The sequence below is a fragment of the Spongiimicrobium salis genome, assembly GCF_043678055.1.
GTDB lineage: Bacteria > Bacteroidota > Bacteroidia > Flavobacteriales > Flavobacteriaceae > Spongiimicrobium > Spongiimicrobium salis.
Genome location: NZ_JBHEQA010000002.1, coordinates 924,081 through 946,477 on the forward strand (window position 1 = coordinate 924,081; position 22,397 = coordinate 946,477).

The 22,397-nt window shown below is 39.8% G+C and carries 19 protein-coding genes; 15 read left to right on the forward strand and 4 right to left on the reverse strand.

The genetic code is table 11. The annotated features are described in order from the left end of the window. The first annotated feature begins 461 nt into the window (after positions 1-461). The gene (locus ACEXOE_RS13345; protein WP_394749306.1) at positions 462-5,483 is read left to right on the forward strand and encodes an Ig-like domain-containing protein; all 5,022 of its coding nucleotides are present in this window, start codon (positions 462-464) and stop codon (positions 5,481-5,483) included. 138 nt (positions 5,484-5,621) lie between these two features. On the opposite strand, the gene ACEXOE_RS13350 is transcribed toward ACEXOE_RS13345, so the two are convergent. Beyond that, on the reverse strand, positions 5,622-6,572 hold the full coding sequence (locus ACEXOE_RS13350) for a phosphoribosylaminoimidazolesuccinocarboxamide synthase (protein WP_394749307.1): 951 nt from the start codon (positions 6,570-6,572) through the stop codon (positions 5,622-5,624). 10 nt (positions 6,573-6,582) lie between these two features. Further along, on the reverse strand, positions 6,583-7,536 hold the full coding sequence (locus ACEXOE_RS13355; protein WP_394749308.1) for a PhoH family protein: 954 nt from the start codon (positions 7,534-7,536) through the stop codon (positions 6,583-6,585). A 209-nt stretch (positions 7,537-7,745) separates the two neighbouring features. Here ACEXOE_RS13355 and ACEXOE_RS13360 point away from each other — a divergent pair, with 209 nt between their 5' ends. The 6 genes from ACEXOE_RS13360 (at position 7,746) to ACEXOE_RS13385 (ending at position 13,423) form a co-directional block, all read left to right on the forward strand. Beyond that, positions 7,746-8,576, forward strand: coding sequence for an SAM hydrolase/SAM-dependent halogenase family protein (locus ACEXOE_RS13360; RefSeq protein ID WP_394749309.1), 831 nt, complete (start codon positions 7,746-7,748; stop codon positions 8,574-8,576). After that, on the forward strand, positions 8,577-8,873 hold the full coding sequence (locus tag ACEXOE_RS13365; RefSeq protein WP_394749310.1) for a putative quinol monooxygenase: 297 nt from the start codon (positions 8,577-8,579) through the stop codon (positions 8,871-8,873). A 7-nt stretch (positions 8,874-8,880) separates the two neighbouring features. Next, positions 8,881-9,612: a gliding motility-associated ABC transporter permease subunit GldF gene (gene gldF / locus ACEXOE_RS13370; protein WP_394749311.1), complete on the forward strand. Its 732-nt coding sequence runs from the start codon at positions 8,881-8,883 to the stop codon at positions 9,610-9,612. Beyond that, positions 9,612-11,276: a gliding motility-associated ABC transporter substrate-binding protein GldG gene (gene gldG / locus ACEXOE_RS13375; RefSeq protein ID WP_394749312.1), complete on the forward strand. Its 1,665-nt coding sequence runs from the start codon at positions 9,612-9,614 to the stop codon at positions 11,274-11,276. The genes gldF and gldG overlap by 1 nt, the downstream gene beginning before the upstream one ends. Positions 11,277-11,422: 146 nt before the next feature. Beyond that, entirely contained in the window at positions 11,423-12,541 is a 1,119-nt protein-coding gene (gene dnaN, locus ACEXOE_RS13380) for a DNA polymerase III subunit beta (protein ID WP_394749313.1), read from the forward strand. Between the two features lie 234 nt (positions 12,542-12,775). After that, entirely contained in the window at positions 12,776-13,423 is a 648-nt protein-coding gene (locus ACEXOE_RS13385; RefSeq protein WP_394749314.1) for a hypothetical protein, read from the forward strand. Positions 13,424-13,577: 154 nt separating this feature from the next. Here ACEXOE_RS13385 and ACEXOE_RS13390 read toward each other — a convergent pair whose 3' ends face one another. Further along, positions 13,578-13,937, reverse strand: a complete 360-nt coding sequence (locus ACEXOE_RS13390) for a DUF4870 domain-containing protein (RefSeq protein WP_394749315.1) — start codon at positions 13,935-13,937, stop codon at positions 13,578-13,580. Between the two features lie 82 nt (positions 13,938-14,019). Then, on the reverse strand, positions 14,020-14,415 hold the full coding sequence (locus tag ACEXOE_RS13395; RefSeq protein WP_394749316.1) for a hypothetical protein: 396 nt from the start codon (positions 14,413-14,415) through the stop codon (positions 14,020-14,022). Positions 14,416-14,529: 114 nt separating this feature from the next. Between ACEXOE_RS13395 and mnmE the strand changes: the two genes are divergently transcribed. The 8 genes from mnmE to ACEXOE_RS13435 all read left to right on the forward strand — a co-directional run bounded on the left by mnmE (position 14,530) and on the right by ACEXOE_RS13435 (position 22,396). Beyond that, a complete protein-coding gene (mnmE, locus tag ACEXOE_RS13400) occupies positions 14,530-15,924 on the forward strand; it encodes a tRNA uridine-5-carboxymethylaminomethyl(34) synthesis GTPase MnmE (RefSeq protein WP_394749318.1) in 1,395 nt (464 codons plus the stop codon). A gap of 233 nt (positions 15,925-16,157) precedes the next feature. After that, on the forward strand, positions 16,158-16,697 hold the full coding sequence (locus ACEXOE_RS13405) for a helix-turn-helix transcriptional regulator (RefSeq protein WP_394749319.1): 540 nt from the start codon (positions 16,158-16,160) through the stop codon (positions 16,695-16,697). Between the two features lie 24 nt (positions 16,698-16,721). Next, positions 16,722-17,864, forward strand: coding sequence for a tyrosine-type recombinase/integrase (locus ACEXOE_RS13410; protein WP_394749320.1), 1,143 nt, complete (start codon positions 16,722-16,724; stop codon positions 17,862-17,864). Positions 17,865-17,867: 3 nt separating this feature from the next. After that, entirely contained in the window at positions 17,868-18,686 is an 819-nt protein-coding gene (locus ACEXOE_RS13415) for a hypothetical protein (protein WP_394749321.1), read from the forward strand. 100 nt (positions 18,687-18,786) lie between these two features. After that, a complete protein-coding gene (locus tag ACEXOE_RS13420; RefSeq protein WP_394749322.1) occupies positions 18,787-19,125 on the forward strand; it encodes a helix-turn-helix domain-containing protein in 339 nt (112 codons plus the stop codon). 136 nt (positions 19,126-19,261) lie between these two features. Further along, positions 19,262-19,804 carry a hypothetical protein gene (locus ACEXOE_RS13425; protein ID WP_394749323.1) on the forward strand — a complete coding sequence of 181 codons (543 nt, stop codon included), beginning with the start codon at positions 19,262-19,264 and terminating at the stop codon, positions 19,802-19,804. Positions 19,805-19,806: 2 nt separating this feature from the next. Then, the gene (locus ACEXOE_RS13430; RefSeq protein WP_394749324.1) at positions 19,807-20,739 is read left to right on the forward strand and encodes a hypothetical protein; all 933 of its coding nucleotides are present in this window, start codon (positions 19,807-19,809) and stop codon (positions 20,737-20,739) included. A gap of 82 nt (positions 20,740-20,821) precedes the next feature. Beyond that, positions 20,822-22,396 (forward strand): type I restriction-modification system subunit M, encoded by a 1,575-nt coding sequence (locus ACEXOE_RS13435; protein ID WP_394749325.1) that lies wholly within the window; start codon positions 20,822-20,824, stop codon positions 22,394-22,396. Position 22,397: the final 1 nt, after the last annotated feature.

Consider the following 22,397-nt stretch of genomic DNA (forward strand, 5'->3'; position numbering starts at 1 on the left):
TTTATAAATAATTGATCAAATGAATTTCTGGGGAGATGGTCCCACTTAGGTCAATTCAAAATTAGAAGTACTTCTTGCAAAAGATTTGATATCCCTATCGATTGTGATTTTTAAGCTTGAAATGAGGATAAACCCCATATTGGAAATAGAATGTCCCTAGGCATTTGGGACCAATTCCATGAAATCTGGGACATTTTATTTTGTCTATCCAATGAATCGCCTACCCTTTGGCCTGTAGAAGATGTAAGCATATTCTGAATTATCTCAAAAAAAATTGATAAAAATCATAGAGGCATACTCTTTTGATTTTCAAGGTGCTAACGTTAAAATCTTTAACAAAATCATCGATGAAATGCAGAAAAATCCGATTTTCTGCACTTTTCGACATCCAAATCGAATTCATCAAACGTATATCCCCATGGTCAACTGTTAAACTAAAACTAAATTACCCTACAACAACAATGAAAACCCTACAAACCTCGATTTTTGCATGCTTATTATTTTTTTCTTTTTCCACCCTTTTCTCCCAAGTCACCATTTCCGGTGAACTCCGGAAATGGCATACCGTAACCCTTCGCTTTAATGGTCCTAACAGCTCGGAAGCGAGTTCCAACAATCCCTTTCTCAATTATAGATTGAATGTCACTTTTACCAGTCCTAGTGGAAACACTTTTGTGGTTCCCGGTTTCTTTGCTGCGGATGGAAATGCTGCGGAGACCAGTGCCATTTCGGGAAATCAATGGGCTGTTCGCTTTACGCCCAACGAAACGGGAAGATGGACCTATAATACCTCCTTTCGGCAAGGGACCAACGTAGCCATCAGCTTAAGTCCAACAGCAGGTTCTGCGACCTCCTTTAATGGTACTACCGGGGACTTTACTATTGGAAATAGCAATAAAACTTTCCCTGATAGCCGAGCAAGAGGGCGACTGAATTATGTTGGAGAACGTTATCTAAAGTTTGAGGAAACCGGAAACTACTTTTTAAAAGCGGGTTCCGATTCTCCTGAAAACATGCTTGCTTACGAAGATTTCGATAATACCAGAGCCATTAAAAGTTGGGCTCCACATCGAGGGGATTGGAATTCCGGAGACCCTTCCTGGAAAGGTGGAGATGGTACCGAAATTATAGGTGCTATTAATTATTTGGCCGAAAATGGGATGAATGCCTTTTCTTTTATCACCATGAATGTCATTGGAGATGGAAATGATGTATGGCCATGGAGAGCCACTACTAGTTCTGCCTTAGACGGAAATTCTGGCTCAGATGCAGAAAATAGAACACGCTATGACGTATCTAAATTAGAGCAATGGGAAATATTGTTTGCCCATGCCGAAACTAAGGGTATGTTCCTACATTTTAAGACGCAAGAGACGGAAAACGATCAATTACTGGATCGTGGGGAATTGGGTACCCAAAGAAGATTGTATTACAGAGAACTCATTGCCCGTTTTGGACATCATTTGATGTTAAATTGGAATTTGGGAGAGGAACATGATTTGTACGACTTTCAAGAATTGGGTGATCGGGATAATTCACGCGTAAAGGCATATGCCCAATACATTCGGGATTTAGATCCCTATGATCACCATATGGTTATTCACTCCTACCCCGAAAGGGCTCATCAAAACTTTTTGTTCACGCCTTTATTAGGAAATCAAAGTGAATTAACAGGTCCTTCTCTTCAAATTCAAATCAATGATATCCATGAAGATGTAAAACGTTGGATCACGGATTCTCGAAATTCCGGAAAACAGTGGGTTGTCACCAATGATGAACAAGGAGATGCCGAACGCGGTGTAACCACAGATGCCAATTTTAATGGAGCAAGGGGAACTGTCGGTGACAACAGAAATGATACAAGAAATAAAGTACTTTGGGGAACATTAATGGCCGGAGGTGCCGGAGTGGAATATTACTTTGGGTATTCTACGGGAGAAACCGACTTAACTGCGGAAGATTTTAGAAGTCGACAGACCAAATGGAACGATGCCCGAATTGCCCTGAACTTCTTCAATACCTACCTCCCCTTTTGGGAAATGGAATCCAATGATGAGCTTACTTCAAGTTCATCGGATTATGTGTTAGCAGATATCGATCAGCTATATGCCATTTATTTGCCCAATGGTGGTTCTACCAATCTCAATTTATCTGCCGCGAATGGCACCTATCGCGTACGCTGGTTCGACCCAAGAAATGGAGGAAGTCTCAGAACCGGAAGCGTTTCCGAAATTGGAGCCGGTGGTAACCGAAATATTGGTACGCCCCCTAATAACAGTGCCCAAGATTGGGTGGTGCTGATCGAAAAAACAAGTGACACCAATGAGGTTCCCGATACTGAAGATTGTGCTACCGATTACGTAGAACAAAACAGTCTGGTGGTGATTGAAGCTGAAAATTTAGAATTTCCTTCAGGCTGGGCCGTAGCGGACAACGATAGTGGATTTACAGGGAATGGTTACATTACCTGGAATGAAGAAGATCATTTTAATACCCCGGGAGAAGGTGTAATCTCTGCCACTATCCAGATCAATGACCCTGGAACCTATCGTTTTCAGTGGAGAAGTAAAGTAGGACAAGGCACTAGCAGTACCGATTTTAACGACAGCTGGCTTCGCTTTCCCGATGCTGATGATTTTTTCGGAAGACGATCGGATGGACGCATTGTATATCCACATGGCAGTGGAAGAACACCAAATCCCGAAGGTGCTGGTAGGGACGGATGGTTTAAAGTATATTTGAGCGGTACCACCAATTGGACCTGGTCTTCTTTGACCAACGATGGTTCCGGATACCCTATCTTCGTTACTTTTGATAATCCCGGACAATATACCATTGAAATCTCGGCGCGATCCAATTCCCACTTTATTGATAGAATTACTTTGAGCAAGAACGCCGGTGCAGCTACAAACTTAGCTTTGGAAGAAACGCTTTGTACGCCGGATGATGCACCTGATGATGATCCCGAAGTACCGGTCACTAGAATTCGGGTAACACCACAGAATGGCGCCGTAGATGAGGGAGATACACTTGCGTTAAGTGTCCAAATTTTCCCTAGTAATGCCAGCAACCAAAACCTAACTTGGTCTTCGGCCGATAATGCCATTGCTACGGTCGATCAAAATGGTAACGTTCGGGGGATTCGTCAGGGTACAGTGCGTATCGCGGCAAGAAGTGAAGATGGGAACTTTGTCAGTGATGCGGTCATCACGGTATTGGATGCGCCACAAAATGATATTCCTGTTAGCGGTATTGTCTTAAGCCCTTCCTCCCTATCCCTGGACGAAGGAGAGAGTGCCAATCTCACTACCCAAATTTTCCCCTCCAATGCCACCAATCAAGATATTACTTGGTCCTCTAGCAATTCCAATATTGTCACAGTAAATCAGAACGGACAACTTGTTGCCCTACAGCAAGGAACGGCAACAATAGGTGTTATTACCGCTGACGGAGGTTTTGGAGATACCACAACGGTCACTGTAAATGGAGCAGTACAAAATTTAATTCCTATCACAAGAATTCGTGTAAATCCACAAGCAATCAGTATAGATGAAGGAGATACCGTTAATTTGAGTGCTCAGATAAGTCCTAGCAATGCCACCAATAGAAATCTATTATGGTCATCGGCCAACCCAGCTATTGCCACTGTAGATCAAAATGGACGAGTTACAGCTATTCGGGAAGGTAATGTCAGGATTGCCGCAAGAACTCAGGATGGTACCAATCTATTGAGCGATGCCCAAGTAGAAGTCCTTGATGCCCCCCAAAACACGGTAGCGGTAAGTGGAATTTCGACCAGTCCAGATACGGCTTCGATCAATGAAGGAGAAGGTATCACCCTCAGTGCTCAAATTAGTCCGAGTAATGCCACAAACCAGGGTGTTGATTGGAGCAGTAGCAACAATAATATTGCCTCCGTAGATCAAAATGGTAGGGTTACGGGAATCGCAGCAGGTAACGTCATCATTACGGGTAGAACCGTGGACGGTGGTTTTGTTGACACGACTTCCCTTGAAGTTGTAAACAACAGTATTCCCGTTACAAGAATACGGGTGGAGCCGCAATCCCTTACCATGAATGCCGGTGAAAGTACGCTACTAAGTGTATCCATCAGTCCTTCCAACGCCACAAACAGAAATCTGCTTTGGTCTTCTGCAAATAGCGCCATTGCCACCGTAGATCAAAATGGAAGAGTACAAGCACGTCGGGAAGGTGTGGTACGTATTGCGGCCGTAACACAAGATGGCACCAATCTTTTAAGTGATGCCGTAGTGCAGGTCTTGGAGGCAGATTGCGAGGCAGATTATGTAGAAGAAAATAACCTTGTGGTCATAGAAGCGGAAAATTTGAATTTCCCCGCAGGATGGTCGCGAGAAACAGCTACCTCAGGTTTTTCCGGGGATAGTTATTTGGAATGGGAAGGCGGCAACAACTTTAATACTCCTGGAAATGGGGTAATTACTGTAGCTATCAGCATAAACGACCCTGGAACCTACCGTTTCCAATGGAGAAATAAAGTGGGTGAAGGTACCCGTACCACTGATTTTAATGATAGTTGGTTACGTTTTCCCGATGCGGACGATTTCTTCGCCAGAAATTCTAGCGGTTCCATTGTATATCCAAGAGGAAGTGGAAAAAATCCTGTAGCCCAAGGTTCTGGTGCTGATGGATGGTTTAAAGTCTATTCCAGTGGCACTACCAATTGGACCTGGTCTACCTTTACCAATGATGGAAGGGGACATAACATTTTTGTCACCTTTGATCAGCCTGGAGTGTATACTATGGAAATATCAGGAAGGTCGAATCGTCATTTTATCGATAGAATTGTTTTGAGCAAAGATGCTGCGACGAGTACCGCTACGAATTTATCGCTACCCGAAACTACTTGTTCCGGAAATTTAGCGGCTCTTGGTTCCCTTCCCAACCTGAGCATTTCCAATGCAACCGCTGTGGAAGGAGAACCTATGGATTTTGTATTCCAATTAAGTCAACAAAGTAATGAGCGCATTACTTTGGATATTTCATTTTCCAATAATTCTGCCCATAACAACGATTATGTATTAGATCATACTTCTGTTACTTTTGAACCGGGAGAAACCTCTAAGACCATTGCAGTACCCACGCGGGATGATAATACTATTGAAGAAAACGAAACTTTCTCACTTGCTGTTACGGAAGTAATTCAAGGTAAGGTAGCCAATTACAAGGCAACGGCCTTAGGAACCATTATCGATGAGGATAAGGCTTTTATAGTTTATCCCAATTCTGCGAAATCCGGGGAAACCATAAGCCTAGAAGGCATAGCGGAAGGCAGTTATCAATTATCGCTCTTTTCTATGACTGGAACCTTGGTACAATATGAAAAAGTGGATATGAAACAGGCCTCCTATCAGTTTTCCTTAAAGAACTTAACCCGAGGCGTATATCTTATGAGGGTCGATGGTTTGGCTGGATCCTATACCAAAAAGATTACGATCGAATAAAAAGGATATTGCAACCCTACATATGCTCTATCCAAAACAAGCCCCGTGACTTTAGTGTCACGGGGCTGATTTTTTTAGTCTTTCTCGGATGCTGTCAAAACACAGCCATACCCAAAAACTTGTATTTTACGGGATGTTTTAGGCGAGATAATCTAGAACATGTTGTTCAATACGCGCCTCAATATTGGAGATATCCGCTTTTATAAAGGGGGTTCCCGTGATATTTTCATACAATTCTATATACCTATTGGATACGGAAGTGATGTATTCATCGGTCATTTCGGGTATCGTTTGTCCTTCTAGCCCTTGAAATCCGTTGGCTATCAGCCATTGACGCACAAATTCCTTGGAAAGTTGTTTTTGGGCTTCTCCCCGCTCTTGTCGTTCTGTATAGCCTTCGGCATAAAAGTAACGTGACGAATCTGGGGTATGAATTTCGTCAATAAGGACAATCTCCCCGTTTTTGGTTTTCCCAAATTCGTATTTTGTATCCACGAGAATCAATCCCTGTTTTGCGGCAATTTCCGTTCCTCTTTGGAACAAGGCTCTAGTATATTGCTCCAAAATGACATAATCTTCCTCCGAAACAATTCCTCTTTTCAAAATATCCTCTCTGGAAATATCTTCATCATGATCTCCTTTCTCGGCTTTAGTGGCCGGGGTAATGATCGGTTCCGGAAAGGCATCGTTTTCTTTCATCCCATCGGGCATGGGCACACCACACAACATTCTTTTTCCCGCTTTGTATTCCCTTGCCGCATGTCCGGACATATAGCCTCGGATCACCATTTCTACCATAAAGGGCTCACAGGCATGGCCAATGGCCACATTGGGGTCTGGGGTAGCGATCAACCAGTTGGGAACAATATCTGACGTGGCCTCCATCATCTTGGTGGCAATCTGATTCAATATCTGTCCTTTATAAGGAATTCCTTTGGGCATTACCACATCGAATGCGGAGAGACGGTCCGTGGCAATCATCAAGAGAAGGTCATTGTCCAAATGATATACTTCCCTTACTTTTCCCTTATATATTTTTTTTTGCCCCGGAAATTTAAAATCCGTCGCTATAATCGTATGGTCACTCATCTATTCTTCCTTAGTTTTGATGTTCTATAGTCTTATATGCATCGATCACCTTTTTCACCAATCGGTGCCTAATGACATCCTTATCATCCAAATAAATAATGCGGATACCTTCGGTGTTTTTAAGAATCAATAAGGCCTCTTTTAACCCAGAAATCACTCTTCTTGGCAAATCGATCTGCCCAGGATCTCCGGTAATCAAAAACTTTGCATTTTTCCCCATTCGTGTCAAGAACATTTTCATCTGGGCATGGGTAGTATTTTGAGCTTCATCAAGAATTACAAAGGCGTTGTCCAAGGTTCTTCCCCTCATGAATGCCATAGGCGCAATCTGTATGGTTCCATTCTCAATAAAGTGTGTTAACTTTTCTGAAGGAATCATATCCCGTAAAGCATCATACAAAGGCTGCATATAGGGATCTAATTTTTCTTTAAGATCCCCAGGTAAAAATCCAAGATTCTCTCCTGCTTCTACCGCAGGTCTGGTCAGGATAATTCGTTTTACCTGTTTCTCTTTTAGTGCTTTCACGGCCAAGGCAACCCCCGTATAGGTTTTTCCCGTTCCCGCCGGTCCAATGGCAAAGACCATATCGTTGTTCTTAGCGGCATCCACCATTTTCCGTTGATTGGCAGTCTGGGCTTTGATAAGCTTTCCGTTCACGCCGTGTACCAGCACATCCCCACTACTGGCAGAAGATTCATAATCTTCTTTCCCATTACTGGTCAATACCCGTTCAATGGCGTTTTCATCCAATTTGTTGAATTTCGTAAAATGTGCAGTGAGCATATCAAAACGTTTATCGAACTCCTCTAAAAGTTCCTCATCGCCATATACTTTTACCTTACTGCCCCGGGCAACAATTTTTAATTTGGGAAAATATTTTTTTAAAATATCAATATTGGAATTCTGATGTCCAAAAAATTCTCTTGGACTAATTTCCGTAAGTTCTATTATAAGTTCGTTCAATACCTTCTTGTTTTGTGGTCATCAAATTTTTCAATAGTCGCCAATAGACTACTTTTTTATTCAATAACTTGTTCTTATTCAGACAACTATATTTAGTTTTTAAACTGAGTCATCCTAAAATTTCCGTTCGCTATTTTTTTGTGTAATTTTGTTCAACAAACTTAAGTAAAAATCGGTTTGTACAAGGAAAAACATATCAACAGTGTTGCATGCCAATCATTACTTTAACCACAGATTTTGGACATAAAGATCATTTCGTAGGTGCTATAAAAGGGACTATCTATCGCGAGCTGACCGATGTTAAAATTGTTGATATTTCGCATAATATAAGTCCGTTCAATATCCATGAGTGTGCTTACATCCTTAAAAACTCCTACAAAGCCTTTCCTGAGGGTACCATTCATATCGTTGGAGTGGATTCTGAACCTACAGTAGAAAACCAACATATTGCGGTCTTGGTAGACGGACATTACTTTATCAGCGCAAACAATGGTGTAATCTGCTTGATCACCGCCGAAATACAACCGGAAAAAGTCGTGGAAATCAATATTCCCAATCCACTTCATGGTTCTTTCCCTGTATTGGATGTATTTGTACAGGTGGCTTGCCATATTGCAAGAGGAGGCACTTTGGAGGTTGTTGGGAAGCCCTTTTCCCAACTCAAAGACCTGCGTGAATTTGCTCCTAGAATTACGGATAATGGAGCTACCATCATCGGCAGTGTCATTTACATTGACAATTACGGGAATGTGGTGACCAATATTCAAAAAAGTTTATTTGAAGCGTATAGAAATGGCCGCCCTTTTGAATTGAACGCCAGGAACAAAAAAATTAATACCATACACCATAAATATGGGGATATCATAAATTTTTCCCTGGATAAAAATCAACGTAAAGGCGCCGGAGATCTCTTGGCTTTGTTCAACTCTTCGGACTATATAGAGTTGGCCATTTATAAAAGTGACCTCAATACCGTTGGAGGAGCAGCCACCTTGCTCGGGTTGGATTTTAGGGATACCATTGTTATAAATTTTAAGTAAATGTTGGTACGAATCGTCAAATTGATCATTAAAAAAGAAAATATTACTAGTTTTGAGCAAAACTTTGAAGAAAACAAGCATCGCATTCGCAATTTTAAAGGTTGTTCCCTGTTAGAGTTATATCAGGATCGGGATGATCCATCCATTTTTTTCACCTATAGCTACTGGGATTCGGAGGATAGCCTACAAGCGTATCGAAATAGTGACTTGTTCCAGGGAATATGGAAAAAAACAAAACTGTTGTTTGCAGGCAAACCGGAAGCTTGGAGCATCAATAAAAAGGTATCACTTAATTGATTCATACATGTTAGCCATTTTTAAACGGGAGATTCAATCCTTCTTTACTTCACCCATTGGATATATGGTCATTGGCCTCTTCTTGACGCTCAATGGACTCTTTCTTTGGGTATTTAAAGGTCCCTTTAATGTCTTTGATTATGGCTTTGCCGATTTGGGGAATTTTTTCTTATTGACCCCTTGGGTCTTTCTTTTCCTGATTCCGGCCATTACCATGAAAAGTTTTTCGGAAGAGCGTAAAATGGGGACTTTGGAACTCTTGTTCATTAAACCTATAAGTATTTGGCAGACCGTCCTTGGGAAATTCCTCGGAACCTTGGCATTGGCTTTGATCGCCTTAGCGCCCACTTTACTGTACGTATATACTGTTGGTCAGTTGGGTACTACGGTCAATAATTTTGATAGTGGTATTGTCATTGGTTCCTACCTGGGTCTATTTTTTCTCTTGACCAGTTATATTGCCATTGGCCTGTTCTCCTCTACCCTATCCAAAAACCAGATCGTGGCCTTTATCATCAGTATGGTGCTAAGTTTCTTATTGTATTATGGATTTCAGGGATTGTCCACTTTAATAGATTCTGGAAGTGTTGCTTTGACCATTCAAAATTTGGGCATGCAAGCCCATTTTGAAAGTATTGCCAGGGGGGTTATGGATACACGTGATCTGCTCTATTTTATGAGCATGACCCTTTTCTTTCTCTTCTTGACAGTAACCCAACTTAAGCATCATAATCAATAATGAAAAAGAAAAGTTCGGCCATAGGGATTGCCATAATCGCATTCGTCATCATCAACCTTCTTGGAAGTCTTTTGTATACGCGTTTCGACCTTACGGAAGATAAGCGCTATACCTTATCCCCATCTGCCATAACTACCGTAGATCGATTTGAAAAACCCATTATCATAGATGTATTGTTGGATGGAAACCTGCCTCCAGAATTTGCCCGGTTAAAGGTAGAAACCCAACAAATCCTGGAAGAATTTGCCTCGCAAAACAACAATATAAAGTTTAACTTTTTCTCTCCCTTGGACGAGGAACCCAATAGAGAGCAAGTTATTGGAGAGTTGCAAAGCATAGGCCTTACTCCCGCCAATGTTACCGTAGAAGAAAATGGGAAAGTCTCCCAAGAAATTGTTTTCCCCTGGGCCATGGTGAATAGCGATAGTACTACCGTAAAAGTGTCGCTCTTAAAAAATAAGTTGGGAGCTTCCTCGGAAGAATTGGTGAACAATTCCGTACAACATTTGGAGTATGCCTTTTCGGATGCTTTCTCTAAATTGGATATCCCGGAAAAAAAGAAAGTGGCCGTCCTTAAAGGAAATGGGGAACTCGAAGACATTTTTATGGCCGATTTCCTATCTACCATAAACGAATATTACGATATTGGTGCGATTACCTTAGATTCTGTAAGCAGTAATCCGCAGCAGGTTTTTGATCAACTTCGTGATTTTGATCTGGCCTTGATCGCAAAACCTACGGAAGCGTTTTCCGATGCCGAAAAATATATATTGGATCAATATATTGTACAGGGAGGGAAATCCATGTGGCTTATTGATCAAGTGAGCGCCGAATTGGATAGTCTCTATAATGAAACCGGCAGCACTTTTGCGGTTCCACGGGATTTAAATTTAACGGATTTCTTTTTTAAATATGGGGTGCGCTTTAATCCGGTTTTGGTGAATGACCTCTATTTTACCGAAATTATCCTGGCCAAAGGCGAAGGAAATGGATCGCAATACAGTCCCGTTCCTTGGTACTATCACCCCAAAGTGTTTTCTAGGAACGATCACCCCATCAATACCAATTTAGAGGCATTGCAATTTCAATTTGCCAATACCCTGGACACCTTGCGCAATGCCAACACAAAAACCATTCTCTATAGGAGCTCTCCCTTGTCCAAGGTCGATGCAGCCCCAAGACGAATCAGTTTTGATATTCTCAATGCACCACCAGATCGCACTACATACAACAATGGCAATCAACCTATGGCTGTTTTGATTGAAGGGGAATTCAATTCCGCTTTCACCAACAGAAGCAAACCGGTTTCCCTTGAGGGGAGTCTGAATCAAGGAGCTGCCAATAAAATGTTGGTGGTAGCCGATGGGGATATCATCAAAAATCAAGTGAGCAAAGGAAGGCCTTTGGAATTGGGTTATGATAAATGGACCAATAAATTCTATGGAAACAAAGAATTTATGATAAATAGCATGAATTATCTTTTAGAGGATAACGGACTTATAAACATTCGCAGCAAAAAAGTAGCGATACCTTTTCTTGATCAGGAAAAAGTAGTAGCGCAAAAAACAAAATGGCAGTTCCTAAATATTGGGCTTCCGGTAGTATTGACCTGCGTGGTTGGCCTTCTTTTTAGCCTGTATCGCAGGAAAAAGTACAGCAAATAAGTGTTAATAAGTTTGTTTCCTTAAAAAGGACATTTAAAATATCTTTGTTTTAAAGTATGTCTTACTTTTAAAACAGAACATCATGGAAAATTCACAGTTTTCCAGAGATCATATCGGAAGAGATTAGGGCACAAAATATATAACGAATGAAATTTATAGTATCGAGTACGTATTTACTGAAACAATTACAGGTTTTAGGGGGAGTGATCAACAATAGTAACACCCTTCCCATTCTGGATAACTTTTTATTTGATCTGGACAAGACCAAACTCACCGTTTCGGCATCTGATTTGGAAACGACGATGAGTTCTGTTTTAGAAGTGGATTCCGAACATGAAGGTACTATTGCTGTTCCGGCACGTTTGTTATTGGACACCTTGAAGACCTTTCCGGAACAACCTTTGACTTTTGTAGTAGAGGATAATAATACGGTAGAAATAAGCTCTAATCATGGAAAATATGCCCTGGCCTATGCAGATGGTGCTGAATTCCCAAAGGCTATTGAGCTTTCCAATCCAAGTTCTACCACCTTGCTCGGAGATATTTTGGCCACGGCGATCAGCAAAACCATATTCGCTGCTGGAAATGATGATTTAAGACCGGTAATGAGCGGTGTCTTCTTTCAGTTCTCTACCGAGAATCTTACTTTCGTAGCTACCGATGCCCATAAATTGGTAAAATACCAGCGCACCGATGTGGTCGCCTCACAAGTTGCAGAGTTCATTATGCCTAAAAAACCTTTGAACTTATTGAAAGGCATCTTGGCGGGCAGTGAGACCGATGTTACTATTGAATATAACGATAGTAATGCCAAGTTTAGCTTTGACAGTACCGAATTGATCTGTAGGTTGATTGATGGAAAATACCCCAATTATGAAGCGGTTATTCCAAAAGAAAACCCGAATCAATTGGCTATTGCCCGAAATCAGTTTTTGAGTTCCGTAAAGCGTGTTTCCATATTTTCCAATAAGACTACCCATCAAATTCGACTCAAAATCGCTGGGGCCGAATTGAATATTTCTGCAGAGGATATTGATTATAGTAACAAAGCGGAAGAGCGTTTGACCTGTGCGTATCAAGGCGACGATATGCAAATTGGGTTCAACTCCAGGTTTCTAACGGAAATGTTGAACAATTTGAACTCCGATGAAGTTTCTCTGGAAATGAGTTTGCCCAATAGAGCGGGAATCCTAACACCTGTAGATGGCTTGGATGAAGGGGAAAATGTAACTATGCTCGTCATGCCAGTGATGTTGAACAATTAGAAGGATTTCTAAATTTTTCTGACTTTCAAGACTTAGCTATAATGGTAGTACTTTTCCTTGAATATGGCTCTATTCATCGATGAAACGTGCTTTTGCTCGAAAAAATCCTGAATTCCATTTTTCCCATTTCGTTTTTATTCTGTTTAAGAAAACATTATCTTATCTTTAATTTTAGGTAAATATCTTAAACAAAAGGCATTTATTTTATCCGTTGCCAATATAGTATTCTTCCTTATGCTAAAAACGATATCATCCTTGGTCTTCAAAGATAGAACATGGTTCTTAGGGTTCTACCTTCTGGCCATTGTACTACTTATAGGCCTCGTGATTTTTAGTGTTAAGGCCGACGTCCATTTTGGGGATTTGACCAGAGACCCCTCCGCTATTACCGCATCTTCTCCCTACTACGGCGTGCTTTCCAATCTTGGGGCCATTGTCTGGAGTTTTTCCGTTGCTATTTGTTTACTGACCTATGTCATCTTGAAAACCTCGTCAACTTCGTCCAAGGTCGAACGTTTATTTGTACTTTATGGAGGGATGTTGGGATTATTATTGCTCTTGGACGATATGTTTTTATTGCACGAAGAGGTTGTTCCCAGAGTATTGGGCATTGATGAGAAAGTAGTATATGCAGCCTATATCCTTAATATTCTGGGGTATCTCATTTCTTTTAGAAAAATCATTTTAAAATCGACCAACTATGTCTTTTTAGGGCTGTTTTTAGGATTTTTAGGGTTATCTGTAGGTATCGATATGCTCCCCGAATTCTCTGAAAAATGGCATTATCTGTTTGAAGATGGTGCAAAGTTTATGGGTATTGTAAGCTGGTTGGGCTATCAATTCCTTGTAGCTAAACAATTGCTTACCCAAAAAAGAACATAAAAAAATCGTCGTTAAGGCTTCATGATTCATGACTGTTCTGTGCCTTAAAGACGATTTAATGTATATTTTACAAGCCTATGTTCTTTATACATCAGCTATAATGAGTTTCCTCTAACTACTCCTATTTTCACCTACATAATAGACCTGTGACTTATTAAAAGAATCGTATGGTCATAAAGTAACTCGGCGATTCTCCATTATTGGCTCGTATGGCATTTACAATAGGAAGGACAAAACTGATGATTCCTACAAAAATCAGGAATAAGATGCCCAGACCAAATAATAAAATCCCAGGGATACCAATGATAACATATAAGATAAGACTCAATTGAAAGTTTACAATAGACTTTCCATGTTCATCCATATCTTCTACTACATCCTTTTGGGTAAGCCATAGAATGAGTGGAACGATGAGTCCTCCAAAGCCTGTGACAAAGGTGATTAATTGACTCAAATGTGTGATAGTCAATAAAGGTCTATCGATTCTTTTTGTGGATTGATTGATGATTTCCATTTTTTGATTGATTTTAAGGATTGATGCCTATAGGTAGCTTTTTATCTTAAAATGTTACAGCAAAAATGGAAAAAAGGGCATGTTACAATTTGGAAAGCCGCCGTTGATGCCGGGCAATACTTTCGCTCAACTTGTCGATTTTTGCATTGATTTTTGTAATCTCCACTGGGGATAAGCTGCCATTTTCCTGACCTTTTTCCAATTTTCGTTTCAAGGAGGCCATTTTCCTTTTATCTTTTTGAATGGCTTTTTTTTGGCTTTTTATCGCCTTTTCCCTTTTGGCCGCCGCTTTGGCCTTTTTTGCTTTGCGTTTTTCCCGCTTTGCTTCTCTTTTTGCCTTTTTAGTTTCTTTTTTAATTTCTTTTTCGACTAATTTAACAGCTTTCTTCAGTTCTCTTTTGTCGGCAGCATCCATCTGTGCCTGTAATGGTAGCGTCCCTAGGAAGCATACCAATAGTAAGGTTAAAATGTACTTCATGTTATAATGGTTTATGTGTTTGGGGCCAAGATAAAAAACTTTAGGATTTCAGCCGATATTTTTAACGTATCCGTTCTTTAAGGCCAAAATAAAGGTTTTGCCTATTTTTGTCCCATGCTTGCACAAGAACCCATTATTGCCCTAGCTACTCCGGCCGGTGCCGGTGCCATAGCCGTCATCCGTATCTCCGGTACCGATGTGATTCCTTTGGTGGCTCCCTTTTTTGAGTCGGTCCGAAAAAAAGATTTAAAAAAGCAAAAGAGCCATACCCTGCATTTAGGGCATATTGTGGATGGTACACGTAAGCTAGACGAAGTATTGCTCTCTATTTTTAAAGGCCCCAATTCCTACACGGGTGAGGATGTGGTGGAAATATCCTGTCATGGGTCTCCCTATATTCAGCAAGAAATCATCCAATTGTTTTTACGGAATGGTTGTCGCACCGCAGATGCCGGGGAGTTTACCTTAAGGGCATTTTTGAATGGAAAACTGGATCTGAGTCAGGCAGAAGCCGTGGCCGATCTCATTGCCAGTGATAATGCGGCCAGCCATCAGATTGCCATGCAACAGATGCGGGGCGGTTTTAGTTCAGAGATCAAAAAATTGCGAGACGAATTGCTCAATTTTGCCTCGCTAATCGAATTGGAGCTCGATTTTGCAGAAGAAGATGTGGAATTTGCCGATCGAAGCCAGTTTAAAGACCTCTTGGGCCGGATCGTTGAAGTCCTCAAACGTTTGATCGATTCCTTTGCGGTAGGGAATGTCATTAAAAATGGAATTCCCGTGGCCATCGTAGGAGAACCCAATGTGGGAAAATCTACCCTGCTCAATGCCCTGCTCAATGAAGAGCGTGCCATTGTGAGCGATATTGCAGGAACCACCCGGGATACCATTGAAGACGAGATCGCTATCGGCGGGATTGGTTTCCGATTTATTGATACGGCAGGCATTCGGGAGACTAAGGATGTGATCGAAGGTCTGGGCATTCAAAAGACCTTTGAGAAAATGAAGCAGGCCCAAGTGGTGGTCTTTCTTTTGGACAGTGCCCAGGTGATGGCACAGGATACGCTGGGAGAAGTACAGCTGGAACTGGAAAAGATCAAGAATCAATTCCCGCAAAAACCGCTTTTGGTGGTCGCCAATAAAGTAGATCAGATCAATGCACAGCAACAAAAATCCTTGGAAACCACCATTCCCAATATACATTTACTCTCCGCCAAACAGCAAATCGGTGTAGATACTCTCAAAGAAGCCTTATTGAATTTGGTGAATACCGGTGCCTTGCGCAATAATGAGACCATTGTCACCAATACCCGCCACTATGATGCCCTCTTAAAAGCTTTGGAAGAGGTAGAACGGGTACAATTTGGGATGGATGAAGGTACTCCGGCCGATCTGTTGGCCATTGATATCCGCCAGGCCCTATACCACTTTGGGGAAATCACCGGAGAAATCACTTCGGATGATCTGTTGGGGAATATTTTTGCCAATTTTTGTATTGGGAAATAATAGCTGAAAAACAAACGCACTACTTTCATAATACTTTCACTAATACTTTCATATTACTTGTATTTAAAGGCTTTTAAGAGGTCTTATTGTTTTTTCAGTATTATAGTTTCTTTTTCTTAAGAATTGTATCTAAATTGTATCTCAACTTTTGAGGTACAATTTTTTTTGTTTTAGAGTGAAATTATGTCTCTTATTTACCCTTAAGTTGATTTAAATAAATCTAAGGTCACAAAATGAGTAGTAACATACGTATTAAACGCATCTGCCAGCATTGTAGTCAAGAGTTCACTGCAAAGACTACTGTAACTAAATACTGCGGTGATAACTGCGCTAAAAGAGCCTATAAAGCCCGTAAAAGAAATGAAAAACTTAACAATAGTGACACAGAAGTAAAAGCGGTCAAGACGACTAAAATTGATAATGTCCAAACTAAACAGTTTCTTACAGTAAAAGAAGTTGCTTTATTATTAGGGTGTTCTTCTAAAACTGTTTATCGCTTAATAGACCGAGGCACAATTAAAGCAGTCAATCTATCAGAGCGTATGACGCGTATAAGTCGTGCTAGTATTGAAAACGTATTTACTCACAGTGATATGATACAGACCGAAATACCTGATTTAGAAGACTGCTACACTATACAGGACATCACTAACATCTACGGTATATCCAGTAGTGCATTATACGCTATACTCAAACGCAATGATGTGCCAAAATTCAGAAAAGGAAAGTATTCGTACGTAGAAAAAAAACGTATTAACCAACTTTTTAAATAAACAATAACGAATATAATTTTATAGATGGCGACTAAAGTTACAGTACGAAGTAAATCAATTACCAAAGGCAGAGAAACACTTTATTTAGATTTTTATCCCCCAATAATTAACTCAAAGACAGGTAAGAAATCAAGGCGTGAGCATCTTGGGTTGTATGTAATTACAAAACCAAAAAATGCCCTTGAGAAACAAGACAATAAGCAAACTCGCCAATTCGCAGAGCAAATAAGGCAAAAAAGAGAAAACGAACTTAATAAGCCTGAAATTTATACAGCTTTTGAAAAAGAGCAATTACGTTTAAAGGAACTCGGTAATAAGTGCTTTGTAAATTACTGCAAGACTTTGGCAGAGAAAAGAGATGGTGCAAATTATAAGGCTTGGCTCTCTGCATTAAACTACTTAGAAGATTTTACAGGTGGAACTTTAAAATTTGTCGACCTAAATGAGCAGTTTTTAGAAAATTACAAAGAGTACCTTCTAACGGCAAAGAGTAAGCGGAGCTCAAAAACAAAGCTATCTAAAAGTTCTGCGCATTCTTACTACAACAAAATTAAGGCATCGTTAAAGTCTGCTTACAAAGAAGGTATTTTACAGACCGATTTAAATGCTAAAGTAGACCCTATTAAAGAGCCTGAAGTGCGTCGTGAGTTTTTAACCCTAGAAGAACTCAATAGCTTAATTAAGACCGATTGCAATAATCCATTAATGAAAAAGGCAGCTCTTTTTTCTGCTTTAACTGGTTTGCGTTTCTCAGATATTAAAGCTCTCACTTGGAAGAAGATAGGTCATATTGACCAACAAGGCTGGGTTGTTTACTTTAATCAAGAAAAAACGAATGGCGTAGAGTATCATCCCATTTCGCAACAAGCACGTGACTTGATAGGAGAAGCTCAAGATGAAAACGAAAAAGTATTTTTAGGGCTTAAATATTCGGCGTACCATAATAAACACTTGTATCAATGGATAGGCGCAGCAGGTATTACCAAAGACATCACATTCCACTGCTTCCGTCATACGTATGCAACCTTACAGCTATTCAATGGCACAGACCTTTACACTGTTTCTAAGCTCCTAGGGCACAAGAATATCAAAACGACTCAGGTATATGCTAAAATCACAAATCAACGCAAGTTTGAAGCTGCTGAGCGTATTAAACTAGATTTTTAATAAATGAACCAAGAAAAGAAAATAGAGCTTCTTGCTAAAGCTATTGAGGAAAGAATTTTAAATGATTTTAAGCAACATAAGCCAGAAGTTGACCACTTGTATTCTTTACAATTTTTACCACAAGAGGAAGCCCTTATTAATGTTAATGAAACCATTAAAAACCTAAATGACTTTGTTACTGTTCATTATAACTACATCTCATTATGTATATCTCCTGATGGGGTATTTTGTGAACAAGAGTTTTTTAAATTCATTCGTTATGCACTAGAGTTAGAGATATTTGACGAAAAGCTAAATGAGGAAGTGCTTATCGCTTTATCTATGGGTGATGTGGTTGACGTCTATAATAATGCGCTAATACAAAAATTTTATGGTCGTAAGTATTCAGCCTTTATAATGCTAAAGAATCTTGAGCGACACTTAAAATTTAAAAATAGTTTGGTCGGTAATAATGACTTGAGCATTAGTATCAAGAGTGTCTTGTATGAACCTGAAATCACTTTCAAAAACAACTTTGATAGTTTACCCGAAAGTAAAGTACGAGATTACTTCTTTAATAAGCTCGTAAGTAGTGGATACCTAAACGAAGCTGAGCTTAATGAATATTTATTCTGTGTATTTGAGCAAGGTATAATCACTTCTAAGTTTACCTTAAGAAAGCGCACAACTAAAGGTGATGTTATAAGTATTTTTAGCAAGTACTATGAGGACTCTTATAACCCAAGGGGGCGTAAGCGAGAATACGTGAGGTTATTAAGTGACTACTTTATCGGTTTTGATGAGCAAAAAGTGTTCAATAATTTCCGTACTAAGCTAAAGTAGAATACAGATAAGATACTCAAAATACAAACTTTACAGACTACAATAAAAACATAAAACATACCACTACCATTGCGGCATCAAACAATAAAATGATACCAAAATGGAAGCAACAATTACATTCGAGCAACTGCCGTCAGCAATAGTGTTTTTAACACAACAGGTAAAGGAGCTCAAAGAGTTATTACTACAAAAAGAACCTCAACAATATGTTGAGAACAAACCAATCTCAATTAAAGAAGCTTCGGCACTTACTGGGTTGAGCGTACAAACGCTATACGGTTATTGTCACCGCAGTGAGATACCGTATCACAAAAAGGGTAATAGGCTTTACTTCTTTAAGACAGAACTTATTGATTGGATTAAGGAAGGAAGAAGTAAAACACTTAAAGAGCTTAATAATGAAGCGGATGTCTACCTTTCACAAAAGCGTAGTGCATAAATCTTCTCGCCTCCCGACATTCAAGCTCAAGAAAACTTCAGGGAGAGTCATTAAGAGCCTAAAAACGAAACAACTTATCAACCCTAACAAAAGACGGTCTTACACCACTTAAGACCGTTTTTTTATCTCCTATTTTATGTTCATCTACATTCCTACTAGTGTTGATGTCGATACTCTTATTAAGTTGCATAAGCCATCTTTTAAAGGCTTTAAGAAAGATTTTCTACTATACGTTATTCATACCATTGTGTGTCGCTCTCAGCTTGTAAAAGACAATGTTTACTTTGACTATGTATCACTTAACTCAAGCGTATTACAAAGTATCAAACACAATTACAAAGCACACCTTCTATACCTTGAACAGCACGATATAATTAAGTCAGATAAGCAGTATATAGCAGGTAAGAAATCAATCGGATACCGATTATGTTCAGAGCATCAAAAAAGTAAAATTCAATGCTCAAGAATAACTGACTTCAAAATAAAACAAAAGCTGTCTTTCTTTCAAAAAGAAGCAGATAAGACAGTCAGAGGACTTGAGCATCTTACCAAGTGGTTCAACGACAAACTTACAGTTGATGCAAACATAGCAACATCATTCGCATCTCAAGAACTAATGATAAAGAAGAAATTTAAAGCACTTAGAGACACCAAGCGTGCTCGGAACAAAAAAATATGATTGTGACCGTAAGCAAACACCCGTACAAACAATATCAACATACTTTAGTGAACATATTGAAGATAAGTAATGGCGATTTTTATATTAATAGAGACGCTAACGTTAAGCGATTACATCACAGCATTGTTAACATCCCTAGTGTGATGCGAAACGTTATTAAATACGATGGTAAGTCTTTAGTTTCAATAGACATCAAAAACTCACAACCTTATCTAAGTTTACTGTTGCTGAATCCTGATTTTTGGAACAAAAAAAGTTCAAAATTAAAGTGCGAAGCCAAAAATTCATCAAAAATTATTGATTTAGTAAATTTTTCAATTATTACTAAATATCTATCAAATAATAAACATCATTCTACTTACACTATGCTAGTAAAAACTGTGAAACCCCTTATCAATAGTGGTTTTGAAGAATATATAGACTCTGTGACTTCAGGTCAATTTTACGAAATCCTCAATGAGCATATTGCAGCAAAAACAGGGACAAAAATATCTTCAAGAAAACAACTTAAAGCAGTTATGTTTTTAGTTTTGTTTAGTGCTTATGGATACAGAGGTTTGAACAAAAATGACACAACTTTTAAACGATTATTCGAGCATAAGTATCGACAGGTATCTAGGGTCTTTAATGCTATTAAAAAAGAAGGAAAAGAGCTATTACCGTGCCTACTTCAGTCTATAGAAAGTTACTTGATATTAGAAGTAATAACCAAACGCATAAGCAAAGAGCATCCCGAAGCGCCGCTATTTACCATACACGATAGTATAGCCACAACTATAGATTATGTTGAGGTTGTAAAAAATATAATGCTTGAAGAGCTCACAAAAGCAGTAGGTTACGCGCCTCAACTTCACATTGAAGAATGGCAGTTAGAAAATATGCATAAACACTTAAACGAATTAAGGGACAAAGCAAATTCCTTGCGTAGTGCCTAGTATGATATATAAACAGAAATAAGGGACAAATTCTCTTGTCGCAATCTTCATTTTTTTTAACTTGACGAGTTTAAAGAATTTTATGACTGCTGACCACAAAAGAAAACTTAACCAACAACTCTGGAACATAGCTGATACCCTTCGTGGTAAGATGGATGCTGACGAGTTCAGAGACTATATACTAGGCTTTATTTTTTACAAATATCTCAGTGAGCGTATGGAGATGCACGCTGATAAGATTTTAAAAGAAGACGGAGTACGCTTTCGCGAAATAGAAACCGATACCGAACACGGTAAAGCCATCCTTGAAGCTGTTGAAGAAGATGCTATCCAAGAGCTAGGCTATTTTTTACACCCTAACGATTTGTTTAGCGAGATTGCCCGTCGTGGCAACGCCGAAGAAAGCGATACTGAAGATAACTTTATCCTTGGTGACCTCGCCCGTATCCTTAGAGATATTGAGAATAGTACGATGGGTACAGATTCTCAAGACGATTTTGACAACCTTTTTGAAGACCTTGACCTGACCTCAACCAAACTAGGGCGCACCGAAAAAGCCAAAAATGACCTCATTGCAAGAGTGTTACAACATTTGGACGAGATAGACTTTGAACTGGAGAACAGCGATATAGACGTGTTAGGCGATGCTTATGAATACCTCATAGGGCAGTTTGCCAGTGGTGCAGGTAAAAAGGCTGGGGAATTTTATACCCCGCAAGAAGTAAGTATAGTACTTGCTAAGCTTGTTACAACAGGGAAAAGTAAGCTTAAATCTGTATATGACCCTACGTGCGGAAGTGGCTCGCTATTATTACGTGTAGCCAAAGAAGTAGACGACGTAGGCGAGTTTTACGGGCAGGAACTCAACCGTACTACCTACAATCTTGCACGTATGAATATGATACTGCATAACGTACATTATCGTGACTTTGACATTAAGCAAGAGGATACGCTGGAAGAACCGCAACACCTAGACAAACGCTTTGAAGCCATTGTGGCAAATCCTCCATTTTCTGCCAAGTGGAAAGCAGACCAGTTGAAGATAAACGACGACCGTTTTAGCCAGTACGGTAAGCTCGCACCTAAAACCAAGGCAGATTTTGCTTTTGTGCAACATATGATACACCATCTAGACGATAATGGGCAGATGGCAGTGGTGTTACCACACGGAGTTCTCTTTCGCGGAAGCGCAGAAGCACACATACGGCAGTACCTTATAGAAGAGCGTAACTATCTAGATGCGGTAATAGGCTTGCCAGCTAACATCTTTTACGGTACAAGTATCCCTACCTGTGTTCTCGTGTTTAAAAAATGTCGTGAGGCAGATGATGATATCCTATTTATAGATGCCAGCCAACATTTTGATAAGGTAAGCAGTCAGAACTACCTACGTGATGACGATATCGAAAAGATTATTACTACATATAAAGAACGTAAGGCAGTAGACAAATATAGTTTTATAGCTAGTCTAGACGATATACGCGAGAACGACTACAACCTTAATATACCGCGTTACGTAGATACTTTTGAAGAAGAAGCCCTAGTAGACTTGACAGCTGTTGCGAAAGAACTCACCGACTTAGAGCAAGTCATTACTGAAAATGACCAGACCATTGAAGGCTTTTGTAAGGAGCTGGGCATTAATACCCCGTTTTAGT